Below are 17068 nucleotides of genomic sequence, written 5' to 3' on the forward strand. Positions count from 1 at the left end.
ACCAGTCTGACAGGGCCCGCACGGTCACGGGCCACAGGGAACGGGGAACGGGGAACGGGCAACAGGCAACAGGCAACAGGCAACGCGGAACAGGGAACGGGCAACGGGCAACGGGCGTCAGTACAGCAGGTCCAGTTCCGCGCGGACCGTCTTGCCGGGCGGGACGCGGTCGATCACCTCCCACCGGTCGGCCAGCGCCTCGACCAGGATCAGCCCTCGGCCCGTGTTGGCGTCGGCCGAGGGCGACGCGAGGTGTCCGGGGCCGGGTGGGCGGCGTTCGCCCCGGGTGTCGGAGACCTCGATCCGCAGCGTGCCGCGAGCGGGCCCGGACGAGGTGAGGATCAGGGTCACCTCGAAGTCGCGGCCGGGCACGCGGCCGTGTGTCGCGGCGTTGGCCGCCAGCTCGGCGACCAGCAGGGCCGCGGTGTCGGATACGTCACCGGCGTACGGGATGCCCCAACTGTCCAGCGCCTCAAGGGCCAGGCGCCGGGCCAGGCGGGCTCCTCGCGGGGTGGAGCTGAAGCGCTGGGTGAACTCGCGAGCGGTCACCGAGTGGGGGGTGGTCGGGGCTGCTTCCATGCGACGAGCGTGACGCCGCCGCGTCCTGCATCACCAGATCGGAAGGGCGTACGCGAGGTCGGCGTACGAGTACGGCCGCGGTACACCGAGCGGCGGATGACGGCGTACGGGCACGCCCGGGAGACCCTTCGACGCCGCCGCGCTTCCGGCCACGGTCCGGCCGGGCCCGTGTCCGGGCGCCGGGTCGAGGCCGGGCACATGTCCGGGCGCCAGGGCATGCGCGGACCCGCGCCGTGGTCCTGTTCTCTATTCCTCCCGGGCCGGACGGAGTACCCGGCGTACGGCGCCACGCAGCCACTGGTGGGCCCCGTCGGCGGTGTGGCGGGGGTGCCAGGCCATGCCCATCGTCAGTGGTGGGAGCGGCAGCGGGATGTCCAGCAGGCGCAGTCCCAGCGCGTGCGCCGCGTCGTTGAGGGGTGAGGGGGGCTCGCCGGGCAGCGCGGTCGGCACCAGGCAGACCATGTCACCAGCTGCGGCCAGCGCCATCGCCGCCAGATGTCCGGGCAGGACGGCGCTGACCTTTCTGCTGAGCCCCTGCTCGGCCAGGGCCGCGTCCAGCGGGCCGGTGAAGCGTCCCCGGCGGCTGACCACCACGTGCTCGGCCGCGGCCAGCCCGGCGGGCGTCAGCGTTCCTTCGGCGAGCGGGTGCCCGGCCCTGACGCCCGCCGCCATCCGCAGCGTGACCAGCTCTTCGACGCGGGTCTCCGGGTCGACGTGGTCGATGGCCCCGATCTCCAGATCGATCCGGCCTTCGCGCAGTGCGGGGCCCGCCTCCCACTCCTCGGCCAGCACCCGCAGCGAGACGCCCGGCGCCCGGCGGCGGGCCAGCCCGAGCAGTCCCGGCGCCAGCGCCGCGCCGACCAGGTCCGAGGCCTGGACGGTGAAGGTGCGCCGCAGTGCGGCGGGGTCGATCCCGCCGCTCGGGGTGAGCAATGCCTCCAGTCGGCGCACCACCGCGGCGGCCTCGTCCCGCAGCTCCTCGGCGCGGGGTGTGGGCACCATCGCCTGTCCTGCCCGCACCAGCAGCGGATCCTGGAGCACCCGGCGCAGCCGGGCCAGGGTGCGGCTCATCGCCGCGGGGGAGGTGCGCAGCCGCGCGGCGGCACGGGTGACGCTCTGCTCGGTCAGCAGGGCGTCGAGGGCGACGGCGAGGTTGGCGTCGAGGTTGGCGTCGAGGTTCGGGACTGGGCTGCTCATCGGCATTATTCCGTTTCGGGCAATGATTGGTTGCTGAAGTTCCCATTGTGGCAATGCGGTGGGGGTCATCACGATGAAGGGGCCGTACCGATCCGACACAGACCACGAGGTTTTCATGATCGTCATTACCGCCCCCACGGGGAACATCGGCCAACGGCTGCTGTCGCTGCTGGTCGAGGCCGCGCCCGCACACGGAGAGGAGTTGCGCGTCGTGGTCCGTGATCCCGCGCGGCTCCCCGAGGCCGTGCGCGGACGGGTCGAGGTGGTCGTCGGCTCGCACGGCGATGCCGCGACCGTCGAGCGCGCCTTCGCCGGGGCCGACGCCGTTTTCTGGCTGGTGCCGCCGGATGCCTCGGTCACGCCCGACGAGGCGTACAGCGGCTTCACCCGCCCGGCCGCGCGGGCGTTCGCCGCCCACGGCGTCGGCCATGTCGTCGGCGTCTCGGCGCTGGGCCGGGGCACCCCGCAGGCCGCACAAGCCGGACTGGTCACCGCCTCCCTGGCCATGGACGACCTGATCGCCGACTCCGGCGTCGCCTACCGCGCCCTGGCCAACCCGTCCTTCTTCGAGAACCTGCTGGAGGAGGCCGGCTCGATCCGCGACAACGGCGTCTTCACCGACACCGTCGCCGCGGACCGTCCGGCTCCGCTGGTGGCCGTCGCCGACATCGCCGCGACGGCTGCCGGGCTGCTGCTGGACCGCTCCTGGACCGGCGTCGGCAGCGTTCCGGTGCTCGGACCGCAGGACCTGTCGCCCGACGACCTGGCCCGCATCATGACCGAGGAGCTGGGCCGTCCGGTCCGCTACCGGCGCCGACCGCTCGACGAGTTCCGGTCCGACCTGCTCGGTCACGGCCTCAACGAGGCGTTCGTCGAGGGCATGGTCGACATGAAGCGCGCCAAGGACCGGGGCCTGGATTCGGGCGTCGACCGCTCGCCGCAGGCGGGCCCGGCCACCGGATTCGCGCAGTGGTGCGCGCAGACCCTCAAGCCCGCCGTTCTCATCGCACCGGAGGCAGTCGATGCCCGCTGACCGAACCGAACCGCCGGTCACCGCGTTCATGCTGGTGAAGACCACGCCCGAGTGGCTGGCGATGACCGTGCCCGAACGCGTCCATGCCTTCACCACCCAGGTCGTCCCGGTGATCGAGGCCCGCACCCACGGCGTCCGCTCCCGCTTCTACGACACGGAGTTCTACTCGGCGCGGGTCACCGACATCTGGGTCTGGGAGGCGGACGACCACGACGCCTACCGACTGCTGATCGACGCACTGCGCGAAACACCCTTCTGGGACCGCTACTTCGATGTCGTGGACCTGCTCGTGGGCACCGAGAACGGCTACGCCCACACCTACGGCCTGGAGCCGGTGACCACCCTCGCCACCTGACGTTCCTCCCGGCCCATCCACCCGGCTCGGCCCGCGGACTCCCACGGGCCGAGCCGGGTGGCGACGGTCGCGCCGTCCGCCGACTCGTCGAAGACCTCACGGGCGGTGAACGGGGTGGGGCCCGAGGCTCGCTCGAAGGCGGACGTGTGCTTCTTCGGGCCGGCTGTTGCCCAGGGGCCGAGCACGAATCCAGCACCGTCCCGTCGGACTTCCAGGGCACCCGCACCACCGAAGTGCGCGGGGACGAGCAGTTCCCGTTCATCGGCCGCGCGCCTGAGAATCCGACGGCGACTGGTCACCGCTTGTTCCGGGGCCGGGCAGGCGTTGCTGTCGCAGCAGGGATCGAGAATCCGCACCGGGCTGTGCAGCAGATCTCCGACGAAGACCGCCCGATCGCTCCCGGATGCGAGTCGCAGCACGGACGAGCCGGGAGTGTGTCCGGGCGCGGACTCCGGGGTGAGGTGTTCGTCGATGCGGTGAAGACCGTCCCACAGCACGTCCTGCCCGGCCTGGTGGATGGGCGCGATGCTGTCTTCGTAGATGAGGCGGTCGACCTCCTGCGCACCGTTCCCGTACGCGTCGTCCGGACCGTGATGGAAGTCGTCGGTGGCCGGAATGAGGTACTGGGCGTTGGGGAACGTCGAACCCGCTGCCCGTCCGCGTCGACGGTGTTCCAGCCGACGTGATCGACGTGGAGGTGGGTGTTGACGACGACGTCGACATCCTGCGGGTGAACACCGGCCCTCGCCAGGAGGCCGAAGAAATCACTCCGAGAGTGGTGGAACGATCCCATGCCCGGCCGCTCGCGCCCGTTGCCCGCTCCGGTGTCGACCAGGACGGTACGCCCACCGCCGCACAGCACCCAGCTCTGCGGAGCAAGCACCGCCACGTCACTGGCCGGCTCCCAGTGGTCCGGCGCCAGCCAGTCCCTGGAGGCGCGGTGGCTGAGCCTGGCGTCGTCGGGTCGGGTGGTGCGGATCGACTTGAGCGCGGCCAGGGTGTTGGCGGCGCCGATCCACATCATCCTGGACAACCTCTCCTCCCACACCGGGGCGGACATCCGCCGCTGGGCGAAGAAGAACAAGGTCGAGCTGTGCTTCACCCCGACCTACGCTTCCGGGGCCAACCCGATCGAGGCCCACTTCGGCCCGCTGCGGCAGTTCACCCCGGCCAACGCCCGCCACCCCGACGTACTCGCCGCCCAACGCAAGGAACGTGCCCGCATCCGCAGCGAAAGGGCATCCGCCGGGGCGGACGCCCCCTCAACACCGCAGCCTGACCAACTGCGAACCGCAGCCTCCGAGCGCCGAAGGGGGCAAGTTCAGGAGAAGGACAGCGACGGAAGGACGGCTCAGGAGGCGGACGGCTCGATCTCCCCCGCGAAGACGATGACCTGGTCGATGAGGCTCCGCCGCAGATGGACGACGTCCGTTCCCGCCAGGCGGGGGCCTCCATCCGGCGTGGTGAAGACCCACTGGTACCGGGCCCACTCGTCAGGCATGTCCACCGCTGAGCAGCGCACCATCGTGCCGGTCCCCGCCGGGTGGCGCCGGATGTCCAGCACGAACCGCTCGACCGCCGCGATTCCTTCGCTGCGGCCCAACGGCCCCCAGAAGACCACGTCTGAGGTCAGGGCCTGGGAAAGCAGGTCAGTCACATAGCTGTCGTCCGAGGCGTTGAACGCGGAGATGAACGTGTCGATCGCGGAGCGTGCGGTCTCTTCCTGCATACCCCAGTAATACCAGCCGTTCCGCGTGCGCTCGTCCCCCGAGCCGCCTTCCGATCACGGTGGGCCATCCCGGTCACAGTACTGGATACCTGGACGGACGGACGTGGTGAGCGACGCGATCTCTGCCGCGCACCTCGGGCCCCCTGGTCCCACCGGGTGCGGATGAGCGGGAGCTGGTGCGCGCGGCTGGACCCGTACGACGGCGCGGGCTTCTACGTCGTCCTGAAGGGCGGTTGCTGGCTGCTGACCGACGGCGGCACCCCCACACGTCTCGGCGTGGGTGACGCGGTGCTGCTGCCTCACGGCACGGGCCAGGCGATTGCCGATTCTCCCCTCGACGCGGCGGCGGCCGAGGAGAAGGCGGTGCCCTTCGAGCAATGGCTTGTGGAGACACGGCCGCGAGCCCGGCCCGATCACGACGGGACAGAGATGCTCTGCGGCAAGTACTGGCTCGACTGCAGCCGCATGCACCCGCTGATGGCAGAGCTGCCCGAGGTCGTCCATGTTCCCAACCGAGTGGGCAGCCACCTCGGACTCCGTGCCGCGACCGACCTGCTCGCCGGTGAGCTGGACGAGATGCGGCCCGGCTCCTGCGTGGCGCTCCCTAACCTGCTCGACCTCCTCCTCGTCTACATGATCCGCTCCTGGATGACCGAGACCACCGGCGAAGTCTGGCCCGGCGCACTGGGCGACCCGGTGACGGCCGCCGCCCTGCGGGCGCTGCGCTCGGAACCGGCGGCGCCGTGGAGCAATAACCGCCTGGCCGCGTAGGCGGGCGTCTCCCGTCCCACCCTGGCGCGCCGGTTCACCGCCCTGGTCGGGCGCCCCCCGATGGCGTGCCGCACGTGGTGGCGCGTGATCCTTGCCGCCACCATGCTTCGCGACACCCGGGACACACCGGCCACCATCGCGGGACGAGTCGGCTACAGCAGCCCGTACGCCCTCTCCCACGCCTTCGAGGGGGAGTTCGGCACCACACCGGGGCGGTATCGAGCGCACACCGCAGGCGGCCGACCGGACTGAGCAGCGGACACCCGAGTACGCACGGTAAGCATTGGGCGTAACAAACCGTAGTCGTACGGTGGTTGCGGCGCGGCCATCGGGCACCACCGCCCGACGCTCGGGGCCCGAAGCTCGGGATGCGAGGTTCGGGAACGGCTCCCTCACTCTTTCGTGTGTACGCATCCCCGCGCATCCCCCGAAGCTCGGGACCCGGGACGCGGGCGTCGGGACACGGGATCCGAGCTTCGAGCTCCTTCTACAACCGAAGGTAGAAAAAAGGGGGTTGGGGAAGAACCACCCCACCCTCCCTACCCGACTCGGCGAGCAAGTACGACTAATCCGGACCGACTTGCGGTGCCTCATCGTGCCTGCTTACGGTGCCGACACAACCAAACGACCCCGACTCGGTGTTAGCGCACCGGCCGGGGTCTCACCCCAAGATCAGGAAAAGTGATCTCGTGGCTTCAGAGAAGCTTAACGTCGCGCTGCCCGCGCCCGCATCCGCGCCCCCGAACCCGATGGCCAAGCCCGGTTACGGCAAGCGATCCACCCCCGGCCAGGCCCCCCGCCGCGCCGATGACTTCCTGTTGCTGCCCGAACGGGAGCGCTACATCGCCGCCTTCGTCGACCGGCTGCCGGACGGCGCCGCGATGAACGTGAAGACCCTCGCCAAACAGCTCCCCCTCTACGGTCAGCAGGCCATCAGCACCGCCCTCACCGCGCTCTCGGTCGCGGGCCACCTGCGCAGGGTCCGGCGCCCGGTGGGTGAGGGCGAGCAGGTCCGCTGGGTCTTCCGTACGTTCTGGTCCCGCACCGCCCGTGACAACGAGTGGTGGACCGCGTACCTCTCCGACGAGAGCACTCCCGAGGCCGCTCCCCCGAGGCCGATCGAGGAAGTCCCTCCGCCCCCGACGCCCGCTCAGGAAGCCCCGCCCGCAGCCGGACCCCAAGCCGCCCACACCTCTGACAGCAACTCCCCCACCTCCCCCGCCCCGGAATCCCTCTCCCCCTCCCCCGCCTACCTCGCCCTCGCCCGGCTCGGCCGTACCGATCCCCGTCTCGCCCTCTCCGCCGCCGACTGCGCGTCGCTGGAGGAACTGGCCGCCGCCTGGCTGGCACGAGGCGTGGGTACGGACTACCTCCTCCACGCCCTCACCTCCGGCCTCCCCGCCGTGGTCGACGTCCCGCGAGGTTTCGTCCGCCGTCGCCTGCGCGACAAGATGCCGCCCCACCTGCCCACCACCGCTACGACAGCCGTCTCCCCTGCCACCTCACCGGAACCGGCACGCCGGACCATGGTCGAGTGCACCCGGTGCGGAGTGCCCGGCCGCCCCGAAGCCCTCCCCGACGGACTCTGCCGCGCCTGCCGCACCGCCCCCTCCGGCGGCCCCGATCCCACCCCCGAACCGGCCGCCGAAGCCATCGCCGCGCGGGACGTCCACGCACTCGTCGGACACCTGCGCGTCCTGACGAGAATCCCGTGACCATGACATCCCGTCACGCGCTCTGCCCAGATCCGGGACCCGTACGCTCCGTCAGCGTACGGGTGCACACGGTGGACAGTACGGATCACGCAACGTGACGATGGCTCCATCGAGTTGGGGGCGGTTGGGGACAGGCGCGAGAGGTGAACGGGTATGACGGACATCGCGGGCGGTACGGGTGGAATGACCGGCGGGGCCACGGGCGGAGGCGGGGAACCGGAAGCCACCGACAGCCTCAAGGCGTTCGGGGAGGTCGTCAAGGCGTTCCGCAAACGGGCCGGACTGACCCAGGAGCAGTTCGCGCCGCTGGTGCGGTATTCGGTGCCGACCATCGCCTCCATCGAGCAGGGCCGCCGCTTCCCGCCGTCGGCGTTCGTGGACCGGGCGGAAGAGGTACTGGACGCGTTCGGCGTGATCAGGGCAGCGGCCAAACATCTCGCACGGCGTCCGGGGCTGGCCAGCTGGTTCCGGCTGTGGGCGCGACTGGAGGCGGAGGCGCTCAGCCTCAACACGTATGAATGCCGGTTGATTCCGGGACTGTTGCAGACGGAGGCGTACGCCCGGACGCTGTTCGTCAACCAGCTCCCGCCGCTGGACGACGAGCAGATCGTGGCCCAAATGGCGGCCCGGACGCAACGGCAGCGGTTGCTGCACGAGCGGCCCAACACCGCCTACAGCTTCATCGTCGAAGAGCACCTGTTCCGGCGGCATACGGGCGGACCGGAGGTCACCCGTGAACTCATCGACCATGTCGTCGAACTGGCCGATCGGCGCAACATCGAGATTCAGCTCATGCCACTGGTACGTCATGATCATGCGGGCTTGCACGGCCCCATGCAGCTCTGCGAGACCCCGGACCACCGCTGGTTCGGCTACTCCGAGGGTCAGGAGAGCGGGCAACTCATGTCCGACCCCAAGGTGGTCAGCATCTACCTCATGCGATATGCCAGGATGCGTTCACAGGCTCACTCCCTGGAGTACTCCCTGAGCCTGCTGCAGCAGATGCGAGGAGCGCTATGACCATCACAGACCTGTCCTGGTTCAAGAGCAGTTACAGCAGCGGCTCCGGTGATTCCTGCGTCGAGGTCGCCCTCTCCTGGCGCAAGTCCAGCTACAGCGGCAGTTCCGGTGACGACTGCGTGGAGGTCGCCGCCACCTGGCACAAGTCCAGCCACAGCGGTGGCGACGGCGATTCCTGTGTCGAGGTCGCCACCTGCCCCGGCACCGTGCACGTCCGGGACTCCAAGATCACCGAGGGCCCACAGCTCGCCCTCTCCTCACTCACCTGGACGACCTTCGTCGCGTACGCCGCACAGGGCTGATCCACGGTCAGGTGGGCGGGCCGGGTCCGGGCAGCGGCGGCAGTCCGCTGCCCTGTTCCCTTGATAGCGTCGCCCCCACGCGGCTGCGGACTTCCCCCCGACCCGGTCGCGGGATGGGTGGTGGGCACGGGGACCGGTCGCGGCAGGGACGATGAGGGCTGACAGATGAGCCTTGAACAGTTGCACTACACCTCTGCCGCGCCGGGGGACGAGGGCGCGAGCGGCCGGTTCACCTCCGTGGGGTCCGGGATTCCGGCGGCCCTGCTCACGGAGATCGAGCCGTATCTCGGGTACGAGCTTCCGGGCGAGGCGCCCTATCTGCCGACCGACGACGAACTGCGCTCGCTGCCCCAGTCCTTCAGCTGCACCCCCCTGTCCGACGGAAGCCGGCTGGTCTGCCGCACGGTGCCGGTACGGGGTACGGGCTCCGCTCCCGTACGGTTCCACGCGCACGCGGTGCATCTGCCCGCAGGGGCGCGGCTGCCGGGCGACCGGCAGCCGATCGAGGCGTGGCGGTCCCCCCGCTGGGTGTCCGTGACGCCCGGCGGCGCGATACCCGACCCGCTCAGCGCCCTGCCGCCGGGCCCCGGGGCCGTACGCGAGGGGCTGGGCGACTTCGCCGTCTCCCGCACGCCGTGGCTGGCCGCCGTCTTCTCCGATCTGCGCCGGGTGAGCGAGGAGGGGCCGGGATCGCCGCCGGTCGTCCTCGTGGAGCGGCAGAGCGCCGATATCGCCCGGTGGGTCGCGCTGGCCGGGGCCGCGCTGCCGAGCGAGAGCGCGGAACAGCTGACGTTCACCACGTATACCCGGCGGCCGGGTGCCGCCCCGCACCGCGTCGTGGGCATGCTGCCGCAGGACGCGCGGGAGTTGGGTGACGACGGATTTCGCGTGCACACGTGTTCCGGGTCGCGCCCGCCGGTGGTCACGGACGATGCCTGGGCGGAGACCGCCGCCCGGATCTGGCGGAGTCGGGCGCCGGAGCTGTTCCGGGAGGCGAGCGAGCTGCCCGGTGAGCCCTTCGCCGCCGGTCCGCCTGCCGTGATCGCCCTGTGCGCTGGCATAGCTCTCGGCCCCAACGAGCGTGCCGCTGCCGCCGATTGGACCGCCGAGCGGCCCTACGCCCTGGACGCCGGGCGCACCCGGCAGCTGGTGGAAGCGCTGACCGCGCCGGAGGTCGATGGCCGCACCGGCCCCGAGTTCGACGCGGTGGGGCGGCTGTTCGGCGCTCTGGACGGCCGTGCTCCCGTCAGCACGACCGCGCCGCTGGCCGCGATGCTGGTCACCGAAGCGGTGCGCGGCGGGAACGGCTCGGTGGAACTTCCCCGCCGTGCCGCCTTCGCCGGGCCGGAGGGCGAGGCCATCGCCATCGCGCTCGGCCCGGAGATCCTGGCCGAACTGTCCGCCGCCGGTACGGGTTCCGGTGGCGATGTGGCACGGACCGTGCAGCTGCTGCGGGTCGCCCGGCTGCTCGACGTGGACTGCGCGGAGCTGCTGCCCACCGTCGTACGTCGGCTGGCTCCCGCGTTGCTGACCGATGAGGGGTCCCAGGAGTTCGCGCCCACCCTGCTGGAACTGCTGGACGAGCAGTTCGACGTCCGTACGGCGTTGCTCGGCGCCCTGGACCGGATCGCGCCGGACGACCCGGGGGCGGTGGAACGGCTGCTGGAGCGGGTGGCGCTGCCGTTCACCGGGTCGCAGGCGTTGCCGCACCTGCGGATGTGCGCCGAGGCGGGCGGGGCACGGGCGACCCTCGGCGGGGACCGGGCGGCCGTGTGGCACCGGGTGCTGCGGGCGGCCGGGATGTCGCCGTTCGCCGAGCCGTTGGTGCTGCGGACCGCTGTGGGCCTGGTGTGGGGGGACCGCGCCCCGACTGTCGGTGAGGCCCGCCTGCTGCTGGACGCGGCCACGTCGGACTCGCACCGTGCGGCCGGTACGTGGTCGTGCCTGGTCGATGCGGCGCTGGGGGCGCCCGCCGACGAGGAGGACGCCGCCGCGTTCGCCCATGACCTGCTGCGCGGCTTCCCGCAGGAGATCGGGGGCCGGGTACGCGGGGCTCTGCTGCTCCTGGACTTCGCCCGCGAGATACGGTCCGGAACCGCCGAGCCCGGCTGGGCGGAGCGGGCCCGGTCGTTGTGCGCACTGGCCGAACCCGTGGAACCGGCGGTCCGGGACCGCGCGTTCGGGGCCCTGACCGACCAGCTCCTGGCCCCGGACCGGCCCGAGGCGGAGCTGTACGCCTTCGTCCACAGCGATGACGGCGGCCTCGTCGCGGCCTACGACCGGGCGGCCCGCGCGGAGCCCGTCGGCCGACGCCTGAGGTCCGAACCCGCCTACGCCGCGGACTGCTTCAACGTCTGGACCTCCTACCCGCACGCGGGCCGCTCCTGGACCACGACCGCCTCCGCCCTCCTCAACGAGGTACTGCGCCCCGCCGTGCGCGCCCAGTCCCCGGCCGACGTCGCACGGATCGAGGCAGCGGTCGGCCACGCCGGAAGCAGCGGCCGGGCCGACGCCTTCCGCGACTGGAACCGCTCCAGCACCTTCGGCCGCCTCGGCCGACGCATCGCGGGACGCGTCCGCCGGGGCTGAGCCTGGCCGGAAATGTGTGGGCATGGCGGCTGAGACATTGCATATGCGTACGGTGATCGCGATGCCTCGATAAGCTGTCGCTCGGCGGCGACGCGCTCATCCGTCACCAAGCGGCCGCCGGGGGGATACGTGCTGCAATTCGACGACGTCGTCAACGCGCCGGTCGGGAAGATGAAGGCGGCTGCCGACGACTGGGCCGCAATGCTGTCCAAGCTGGAGCAGCTTGCCGAAGATGCCCGAACCGGGATGAAGGCCAAGGCGGACAAGGCGGAGTGGGAAGGCGTCAACGCGGGCGTCACCAAGTCCTTCATCGCCAAGACCGCCAAAGAGTTCGAGGACGCGGCGGCGCAGGCCCGGGGCATCAAGTTGCTCCTTGCGGATGCACACACATCGTTCAAGTTCGCCCAGGACGAACTGGTCAGGATCAGGGACAACGATGCTCCTGCGGCAGGTGTCGTCGTGAGCGCGACGGGCAAGGTATCGCCCCAGCACGACCTGGAGACCGACACGGCGGCACGCCACGATCCGGACTACTCGGAGGCCCTGCGCAAGCAGAAGGCCGCTGTCACCTCCTGGCAGACGAAGATCGACCGCATCGTCGAGGACTGCTCCGACGCGGACGAATCCCTGAAGCTGGCCCTTGAAGCCAATGTGAAGGACGAGCACGACTTCAGCGCCCCCAAGTACTCCAGCCTCGACGCGGAGCAGGTGGACCGCGCGGCGGCGTTGACGAAGCAGGCGACGGGGGAGGGCGGCACCGCCCGCAACGTCGAGGCGCTGAGGAAGCTCGAAGAGATCATCGACGACAACCGCGACGATCCGGAATTCGCCACCGGCTTCTACCGGAAGCTGGGGGCGGAAGGGACCCTTGAGGCGTACACGCGGATGTCGCTGGACGCCACGTCGCTCGGCCCCGCCGGCCAGGACAGGGCCGCCATGGTCCGCAACATCCAGAACGACATGGGCGCGATGCTCGGCCTCGCCACCACCCCGTCGATACCGAACCATCTGGACGCGACCTGGACCACCCAGCTCATGAAGGCGGGCCGCAAGGAGATCGACGTTTCGGGCTTCGCCGGGGTCAACACCAAGGTGTACGGCTACCAGGCCCTGGGATCGCTCCTGCGGGAAGGCACGTACGACAAGCAGTTCCTGACCTCGGTCGGCCGCGACATGATCGCCATGGACAAGAAGAACCCGCAGATCTGGTCCGAGAACCTGCCGTACGACCAGAACATGGCCATCAACCTCGACAGCGAGGGCGGCCGGGGATTCAATCCGGTCACCGGCCTCATGGAAGCGCTGAGCAAGAACCCCGGGGCGTCTTCGGAGCTCTTCAACGAGAACATGCGTGACGACACCAACAAGGACGGCATCGTCACCCTCTCGGACAAGGAGACCGGGGGCAAGAAGGCAGAGAGCGTGGTCGATTACATGCTCGACAAAAATGCGACGTCGGACTGGTACGACACCGCTGTCGGCGGCGAGTCCACCCCCGGCCAGACGGCCATGGGCAATGCCTTGGAAGCGGCCGTCACGGGACGCGTACCCGGTGACGACGACGCTCCGCCGGTGCGGCACACCAAAGACATGAGTCAGGTCATGGAGAAGGTCGTCGAGAAGATCGGCACGAATCCTGAACTGGTGTCGGCCAAGGCGGGCGACCCACCCGGCCCGCTGAGCGCCCTCGCCCCGCAGTTCGGCGCCATGGCCGCCGAATACATGCCGGACCTCCAGGCCACCGCCGAGAACGCGGCCGGCCAGATCAAACCGATCGGAGTGCCCGCCGACTTCGACAAGGCCCTGATGGCCCGCTTCCTCGGATCGGTCGCCCAGGACCCCCAGGCGTACGGCGCGATCTCACATGCCCAGCAGGCATACACGACGGCGCTCGTGAGCGACGCCTTCCAGCATCCCGAACGACACGTCGATATGGGAGACGCGGTGAGGAATGCCGTTCACCCTGGGGGTGAGATCGCGGGAATAATGACCGAGGCGAGAGCGCACGCGGTTCACGAACTCAAGACGCATGAGGAGTCGGAGTACAGCGAGGGCGTGGCAGATAACGCCAAGTGGACGAATCGCGTCATTGACCTCGTAGGGGGCAAGTACCTCGAGATGATTCCTGTGGGGGGCGACGTGGTGACCTGGATCCAGGAAGACGTCGCTGACGCCGTAGTGAAAAGCGCGGAAGATGATAAATCGGATGCGGCACGTATCGAATCAGGCTCGGGCTACGTTCAGGCCGAAGGAGCAGCCAAGACAGCATCCGCAAACGCTGTAGCGGCTGCGGGAAAGGCAGCGGGAATGACTCCGGACGAATACAGGGACCACCAAGGGACCGCCTCCACAGCCACAGCGGCTGCGCATTCCACCGGCCGCGACCTGGTGGCCTCGACCTCTCGATAAGGACATGTCATCCATGCGTAAGATCGCGAAGGCCATGGCAATTACCTCCGCATCCATGATCCTGGCTACGGTCACAGCCGGGTGCTCCGAAGGCGAGACCAAGTCCGTACCCAAACTACCGAAGAAGTTCTGTTGGGGCGCCTTCACGCCCAAGGAGGTATCTCCACTTCTTCCCGCTGGGGACAAGGCCACACTGCGGATGGATTCTTTTCACTTTTCTGAGCGAGTGCGACAGGCGAGTTGTCGCGTGTATATCGATGGAAACCAGGGATTCGATGCGGTAGCACGCCTTGAGGATACGAAGGATCTCATCGAATGGAGCTCGTGGGACCCCGCTGATCCCGATCCCATCGATGTGGGCGAGAAGGGTATCGTCCGAGACAATGGTGCTGCGACCTACTTCGCGTGCAAACCCACCGCCAATTCGGGCCCCTCCCTCGGAAAGTATCTGGAGCTACGCATCGAGGTGCGCGCATCGCCCGACAAGAACGAACGCCAGACGATGCCGAAGTTGCTGGAGAAGTTCATGACGTTCACCAAGGACAAACTCAAGTGCGCATGACCCGGCACTGACGCGAACCCCGAGAGCGGGCCATGACGTACCGGTAGGGCGTCGACCGGGACTGGCGTCGTGCGGGGTATGTCCACGGGCGCCCCGTTCCGGAATCGCTCCGGGGCGGGGCGCACGGCGGATACGGGTACCTTTAGGAGTACCGATCTCGTGGGCCTCCTGGCGGGCTGCGTGAACCCCAGGAGGAGCAGCATGACGACCAACCGCGGACGCAAGGACGTGATCCGGGACCGGATGGCCGCCACCGGCGAGTCGTACAACGTCGCCGCCCGCAATCTCAAGGCCATGAAGGACATGGGCGCCACCCGTGAAGCGGTGCTCGTGCAGCGCTGGCGGCCCGCGGACTCTCTCGACGTACCGTGTCCGTGCGGCGGGACCTGTGAGCCCGGAGAGAAGTGCGGCCACTGCCATGCCTGGCACCTGCATGTGAAGCGGTACCCGGGCAGCGTCACGGACGTGGAGACCTGGGCCGACCGGTACGAGTGCACCGGCTGCTCGTCCTCGTACACCTTGACCGTGCGTCTTGCGGGCCGCCCGTGGGGCGTCGCCGAGACGGTGGTCCAGGGCGGGTCGGCGCAGGAGGTCGTCCGGGCGCGGGTGTTTCCGGGTGTCATCCACCCGCTGCTGCGCTCCGAAACGGCGGAAACCGCCGAGGAGGAATGATCCGGCCCCGGCGGTTTCGACTGTCGGAAGGCGTCAGCTCTCGTCCGGCGCCAGTGTCAGCGAGATCGAGTTGATGCAGTAGCGCTGGTCCGTGGGGGTCGGGTAGCCCTCGCCCTCGAAGACATGGCCCAGGTGCGAGCCGCAGCGGGCGCAGCGCACCTCGGTGCGGACCATGCCGTGGCTGCTGTCCTGGATCAGCTCGACCGCGTCGGTGTCCTTCGGGTCGTAGAAGGACGGCCAGCCGTGCCCCGTACGCCCCACGGACCGCATCCACAGCTCCAATCCGCAAGGTGTCGACAACACACCCAATCTCGCCGCGGCCGAAGCACAGTTCCGTAGGCCCCTCAACCCACTGCTGCGCGATACTGATCAGGGCCGGAAAGCGCTCCACCGCAGGATGCCCGGACTCCGACCGCTGCTCCGCGCAGATTCCCATGCAGAGCTAGATCGCCGCCGAAGCCAAGGGCATCCGCCCGCCAACTCAGCCCATAGCTGCGTCCGCCACCCGGGCCCCCGCCGTCCGGGAAATCGCGACGATTTCAAGGCGAGCTCCCATTCCCTGAAGCGCCGTCGCCGTATGCAGGAGAGAAATCCTAGCGAAGGCGAACAACGAGTCGGGAGTGAGCTGCACCCCGCCCTTGAGCAAGATCCCGAAGAGGAGCGTCGGTGAGCTGCATGATCTGTCCGACTGATACTCGGGGGCAAGGTCATCCACCTTGGAGAGGAAGTCCTTCCGGGCCTCAAGATCGAAACGAACCGTCTCGATCCCGACGCGCCCTTGGACGAAGAGGGGTTGTTCTTGTCGAGCAGCACGTAACCGTCCTGCTCGACGACCTTCTTGTTGTACCAGTCCTCGTCATGTGCATTGTGCCTCTTATGCTTCCCAGACTTCCCGCACTTCTCACCCGCCTCGCACATTTCGATGGTCCAGGGCGGCAACGAGACGCTGGCAGGCTGAGCGAGGAGCTCGGCGATCCGCTTCTCGACGACGCTGAGGTGCTCGGCGCCGATCTCGTACCCCCTCTCCTGCCAGTAGAAGAAGTGCACGACCCCGTCGGACACTTCCGCGGTGAGCCAGTGGTCCACATGGATCCGACGTTCACGGGAGCCGAGTACGCGTGGGCTGTCGGCCTCCGGAGCACAACGGTAGGGTCGGTTCATGGTCGATTCGGATCACCGGGAACGCACGGCTTGGGTCGCACTGCTCGGCCACGCCCCGTCACGGAGCAGCCAGCGCCTGCTCACCCGGCGGGCCGTCGGAGCCGGAAGCAGTCTCGCAGTTCTGCGTACGCAACTGGGGCAGCCGACCCTGCTCGGCGATCCGGTGGAGAACGCCCTCCGTACCGCTCAGGAACACATCACGGCCTGGGAGCGCACCGGCATCACCGTCCTGACTTTCGATGATGCCGACTTCCCGGCCCGACTGCGCACGACGCACGACATGCCGGCTGTTCTGTTCGGGCGGGGAACGATGGCCCCACAGGAGGTGTCCGTCGCCGTCGTGGGTTCCCGTGCCGCCTCTCCGAGCGGACTGCGCACGGCCGGCCGCCTCGCCCACGGGCTCGCCCGGAACGGAATCACCGTGGTCAGCGGGCTGGCCTCCGGAATCGACGCGTCGGCACACCGCGGGGCGCTAGCGGCCAATGGCCGTACCGTCGGAATCATCGGAACCGGCATCCGGCACGCCTACCCGGAGGAGAACCGGCGCCTGCACAGCGAGGTTGCCGCAGCAGGGGCGGTACTGTCCCAGTTCTGGCCGGACACCCCGCACGAACGCACCACGTTCCCCGCGCGCAACGCGACCATGGTCGGCTACGCGGCGGCAACGGTGGTCGTGGAAGCGGGCGAACACAGCGGCGCCCGGATCCAGGCGCGGGAGGCCGTCGAGCACGGCCGTCCCGTTCTCCTGATGCGGCCGGTGCTGGACCGCGTCTCTTGGGCCCGGCACTTCCTCCGATTCTCCGACGTCCATGTCGCGCAGGATGTGGACGATGCCCTGCGCACGCTGCGCGAGATCATCGACCGCCCGCAGGATCCGCGTCGGCCGTACGACTCGTTGGCCGATGCACGATGACCGACACGACTTCTTCGGCCTCGTTGCACGCCCTGTTCCGGAATCGTCTCGGCTCCGTGAT

General features: G+C 69.5%; 13 protein-coding genes and 5 pseudogenes. 12 read left to right on the forward strand and 6 right to left on the reverse strand.

Annotation, left to right across the window (positions count from 1 at the left end):
- Positions 1-117 precede the first annotated feature (117 nt).
- Positions 118-579 carry an ATP-binding protein gene (locus tag OG413_RS35470; RefSeq protein ID WP_266812706.1) on the reverse strand — a complete coding sequence of 154 codons (462 nt, stop codon included), beginning with the start codon at positions 577-579 and terminating at the stop codon, positions 118-120.
- Positions 580-825: 246 nt separating this feature from the next.
- Positions 826-1776 (reverse strand): LysR family transcriptional regulator, encoded by a 951-nt coding sequence (locus tag OG413_RS35475; protein ID WP_266812707.1) that lies wholly within the window; start codon positions 1774-1776, stop codon positions 826-828.
- A 115-nt stretch (positions 1777-1891) separates the two neighbouring features.
- Here OG413_RS35475 and OG413_RS35480 point away from each other — a divergent pair, with 115 nt between their 5' ends.
- Positions 1892-2809: an NAD(P)H-binding protein gene (locus tag OG413_RS35480; protein WP_266812708.1), complete on the forward strand. Its 918-nt coding sequence runs from the start codon at positions 1892-1894 to the stop codon at positions 2807-2809.
- A complete protein-coding gene (locus OG413_RS35485; RefSeq protein WP_266812710.1) occupies positions 2799-3164 on the forward strand; it encodes a darcynin family protein in 366 nt (121 codons plus the stop codon). Before OG413_RS35480 ends, OG413_RS35485 begins: the two co-directional genes overlap by 11 nt.
- 131 nt (positions 3165-3295) lie before the next feature.
- On the opposite strand, the pseudogene OG413_RS35490 reads toward OG413_RS35485, so the two are convergent.
- Positions 3296-4098: pseudogene (locus OG413_RS35490) on the reverse strand (MBL fold metallo-hydrolase); the annotation flags it as partial.
- A gap of 73 nt (positions 4099-4171) precedes the next feature.
- Between OG413_RS35490 and OG413_RS35495 the strand changes: the two are divergent.
- A pseudogene (locus OG413_RS35495) lies at positions 4172-4443 on the forward strand (transposase); the annotation flags it as partial.
- A 72-nt stretch (positions 4444-4515) separates the two neighbouring features.
- Here the strand turns inward: OG413_RS35495 and OG413_RS35500 are convergent.
- Entirely contained in the window at positions 4516-4893 is a 378-nt protein-coding gene (locus tag OG413_RS35500) for a nuclear transport factor 2 family protein (RefSeq protein WP_103489391.1), read from the reverse strand.
- Positions 4894-4996: 103 nt separating this feature from the next.
- On the opposite strand from OG413_RS35500, the pseudogene OG413_RS35505 reads away from it, so the two are divergent.
- The 8 genes and pseudogenes from OG413_RS35505 (at position 4997) to OG413_RS35540 (ending at position 14933) form a co-directional block, all read left to right on the forward strand.
- Positions 4997-5916, forward strand: a pseudogene (locus tag OG413_RS35505) (cupin domain-containing protein).
- 437 nt (positions 5917-6353) lie between these two features.
- Positions 6354-7379: a MarR family transcriptional regulator gene (locus tag OG413_RS35510; protein ID WP_266812715.1), complete on the forward strand. Its 1026-nt coding sequence runs from the start codon at positions 6354-6356 to the stop codon at positions 7377-7379.
- Between the two features lie 153 nt (positions 7380-7532).
- Positions 7533-8399, forward strand: a complete 867-nt coding sequence (locus tag OG413_RS35515; protein ID WP_266812716.1) for a helix-turn-helix transcriptional regulator — start codon at positions 7533-7535, stop codon at positions 8397-8399.
- The gene (locus OG413_RS35520) at positions 8396-8701 is read left to right on the forward strand and encodes a DUF397 domain-containing protein (protein WP_266812717.1); all 306 of its coding nucleotides are present in this window, start codon (positions 8396-8398) and stop codon (positions 8699-8701) included. Before OG413_RS35515 ends, OG413_RS35520 begins: the two co-directional genes overlap by 4 nt.
- A gap of 165 nt (positions 8702-8866) precedes the next feature.
- Complete coding sequence (locus OG413_RS35525; RefSeq protein ID WP_266812719.1) at positions 8867-11290, forward strand: GTPase-associated protein 1-related protein; 2424 nt, start codon at positions 8867-8869, stop codon at positions 11288-11290.
- A gap of 129 nt (positions 11291-11419) precedes the next feature.
- Complete coding sequence (locus OG413_RS35530; protein ID WP_266812720.1) at positions 11420-13699, forward strand: hypothetical protein; 2280 nt, start codon at positions 11420-11422, stop codon at positions 13697-13699.
- Between the two features lie 13 nt (positions 13700-13712).
- On the forward strand, positions 13713-14261 hold the full coding sequence (locus OG413_RS35535) for a hypothetical protein (protein ID WP_266812721.1): 549 nt from the start codon (positions 13713-13715) through the stop codon (positions 14259-14261).
- Between the two features lie 201 nt (positions 14262-14462).
- Complete coding sequence (locus OG413_RS35540; RefSeq protein WP_266812723.1) at positions 14463-14933, forward strand: hypothetical protein; 471 nt, start codon at positions 14463-14465, stop codon at positions 14931-14933.
- Positions 14934-14966: 33 nt separating this feature from the next.
- On the opposite strand, the pseudogene OG413_RS35545 reads toward OG413_RS35540, so the two are convergent.
- Together OG413_RS35545 and OG413_RS47175 are read right to left on the reverse strand one after the other, a co-directional pair.
- A pseudogene (locus OG413_RS35545) lies at positions 14967-15176 on the reverse strand (peptide-methionine (R)-S-oxide reductase); the annotation flags it as partial.
- A gap of 238 nt (positions 15177-15414) precedes the next feature.
- Positions 15415-16094 (reverse strand): annotated as a pseudogene (locus OG413_RS47175) (DUF6119 family protein).
- On the opposite strand from OG413_RS47175, the gene OG413_RS35555 reads away from it, so the two are divergent.
- On the forward strand, positions 16093-17007 hold the full coding sequence (locus OG413_RS35555) for a DNA-processing protein DprA (protein ID WP_266812725.1): 915 nt from the start codon (positions 16093-16095) through the stop codon (positions 17005-17007). The pseudogene OG413_RS47175 and the gene OG413_RS35555 sit on opposite strands and share 2 nt — an antisense overlap.
- Positions 17008-17068: the final 61 nt, after the last annotated feature.

This window comes from Streptomyces sp. NBC_01433, assembly GCF_026340105.1.
Taxonomy (GTDB): domain Bacteria; phylum Actinomycetota; class Actinomycetes; order Streptomycetales; family Streptomycetaceae; genus Streptomyces.

Bases quoted from the DNA above. Each gene is read 5' to 3' on its own strand.
- OG413_RS35470 (WP_266812706.1), bottom strand. From the start codon at position 579: ATGGAAGCAGCCCCGACCACCCCCCACTCGGTGACCGCTCGCGAGTTC.
- OG413_RS35475 (WP_266812707.1), bottom strand. From the start codon at position 1,776: ATGAGCAGCCCAGTCCCGAACCTCGACGCCAACCTCGACGCCAACCTC.
- OG413_RS35480 (WP_266812708.1), top strand. From the start codon at position 1,892: ATGATCGTCATTACCGCCCCCACGGGGAACATCGGCCAACGGCTGCTG.
- OG413_RS35485 (WP_266812710.1), top strand. From the start codon at position 2,799: ATGCCCGCTGACCGAACCGAACCGCCGGTCACCGCGTTCATGCTGGTG.
- OG413_RS35500 (WP_103489391.1), bottom strand. From the start codon at position 4,893: ATGCAGGAAGAGACCGCACGCTCCGCGATCGACACGTTCATCTCCGCG.
- OG413_RS35515 (WP_266812716.1), top strand. From the start codon at position 7,533: ATGACGGACATCGCGGGCGGTACGGGTGGAATGACCGGCGGGGCCACG.
- OG413_RS35520 (WP_266812717.1), top strand. From the start codon at position 8,396: ATGACCATCACAGACCTGTCCTGGTTCAAGAGCAGTTACAGCAGCGGC.
- OG413_RS35525 (WP_266812719.1), top strand. From the start codon at position 8,867: ATGAGCCTTGAACAGTTGCACTACACCTCTGCCGCGCCGGGGGACGAG.
- OG413_RS35535 (WP_266812721.1), top strand. From the start codon at position 13,713: ATGCGTAAGATCGCGAAGGCCATGGCAATTACCTCCGCATCCATGATC.
- OG413_RS35540 (WP_266812723.1), top strand. From the start codon at position 14,463: ATGACGACCAACCGCGGACGCAAGGACGTGATCCGGGACCGGATGGCC.
- OG413_RS35555 (WP_266812725.1), top strand. From the start codon at position 16,093: ATGGTCGATTCGGATCACCGGGAACGCACGGCTTGGGTCGCACTGCTC.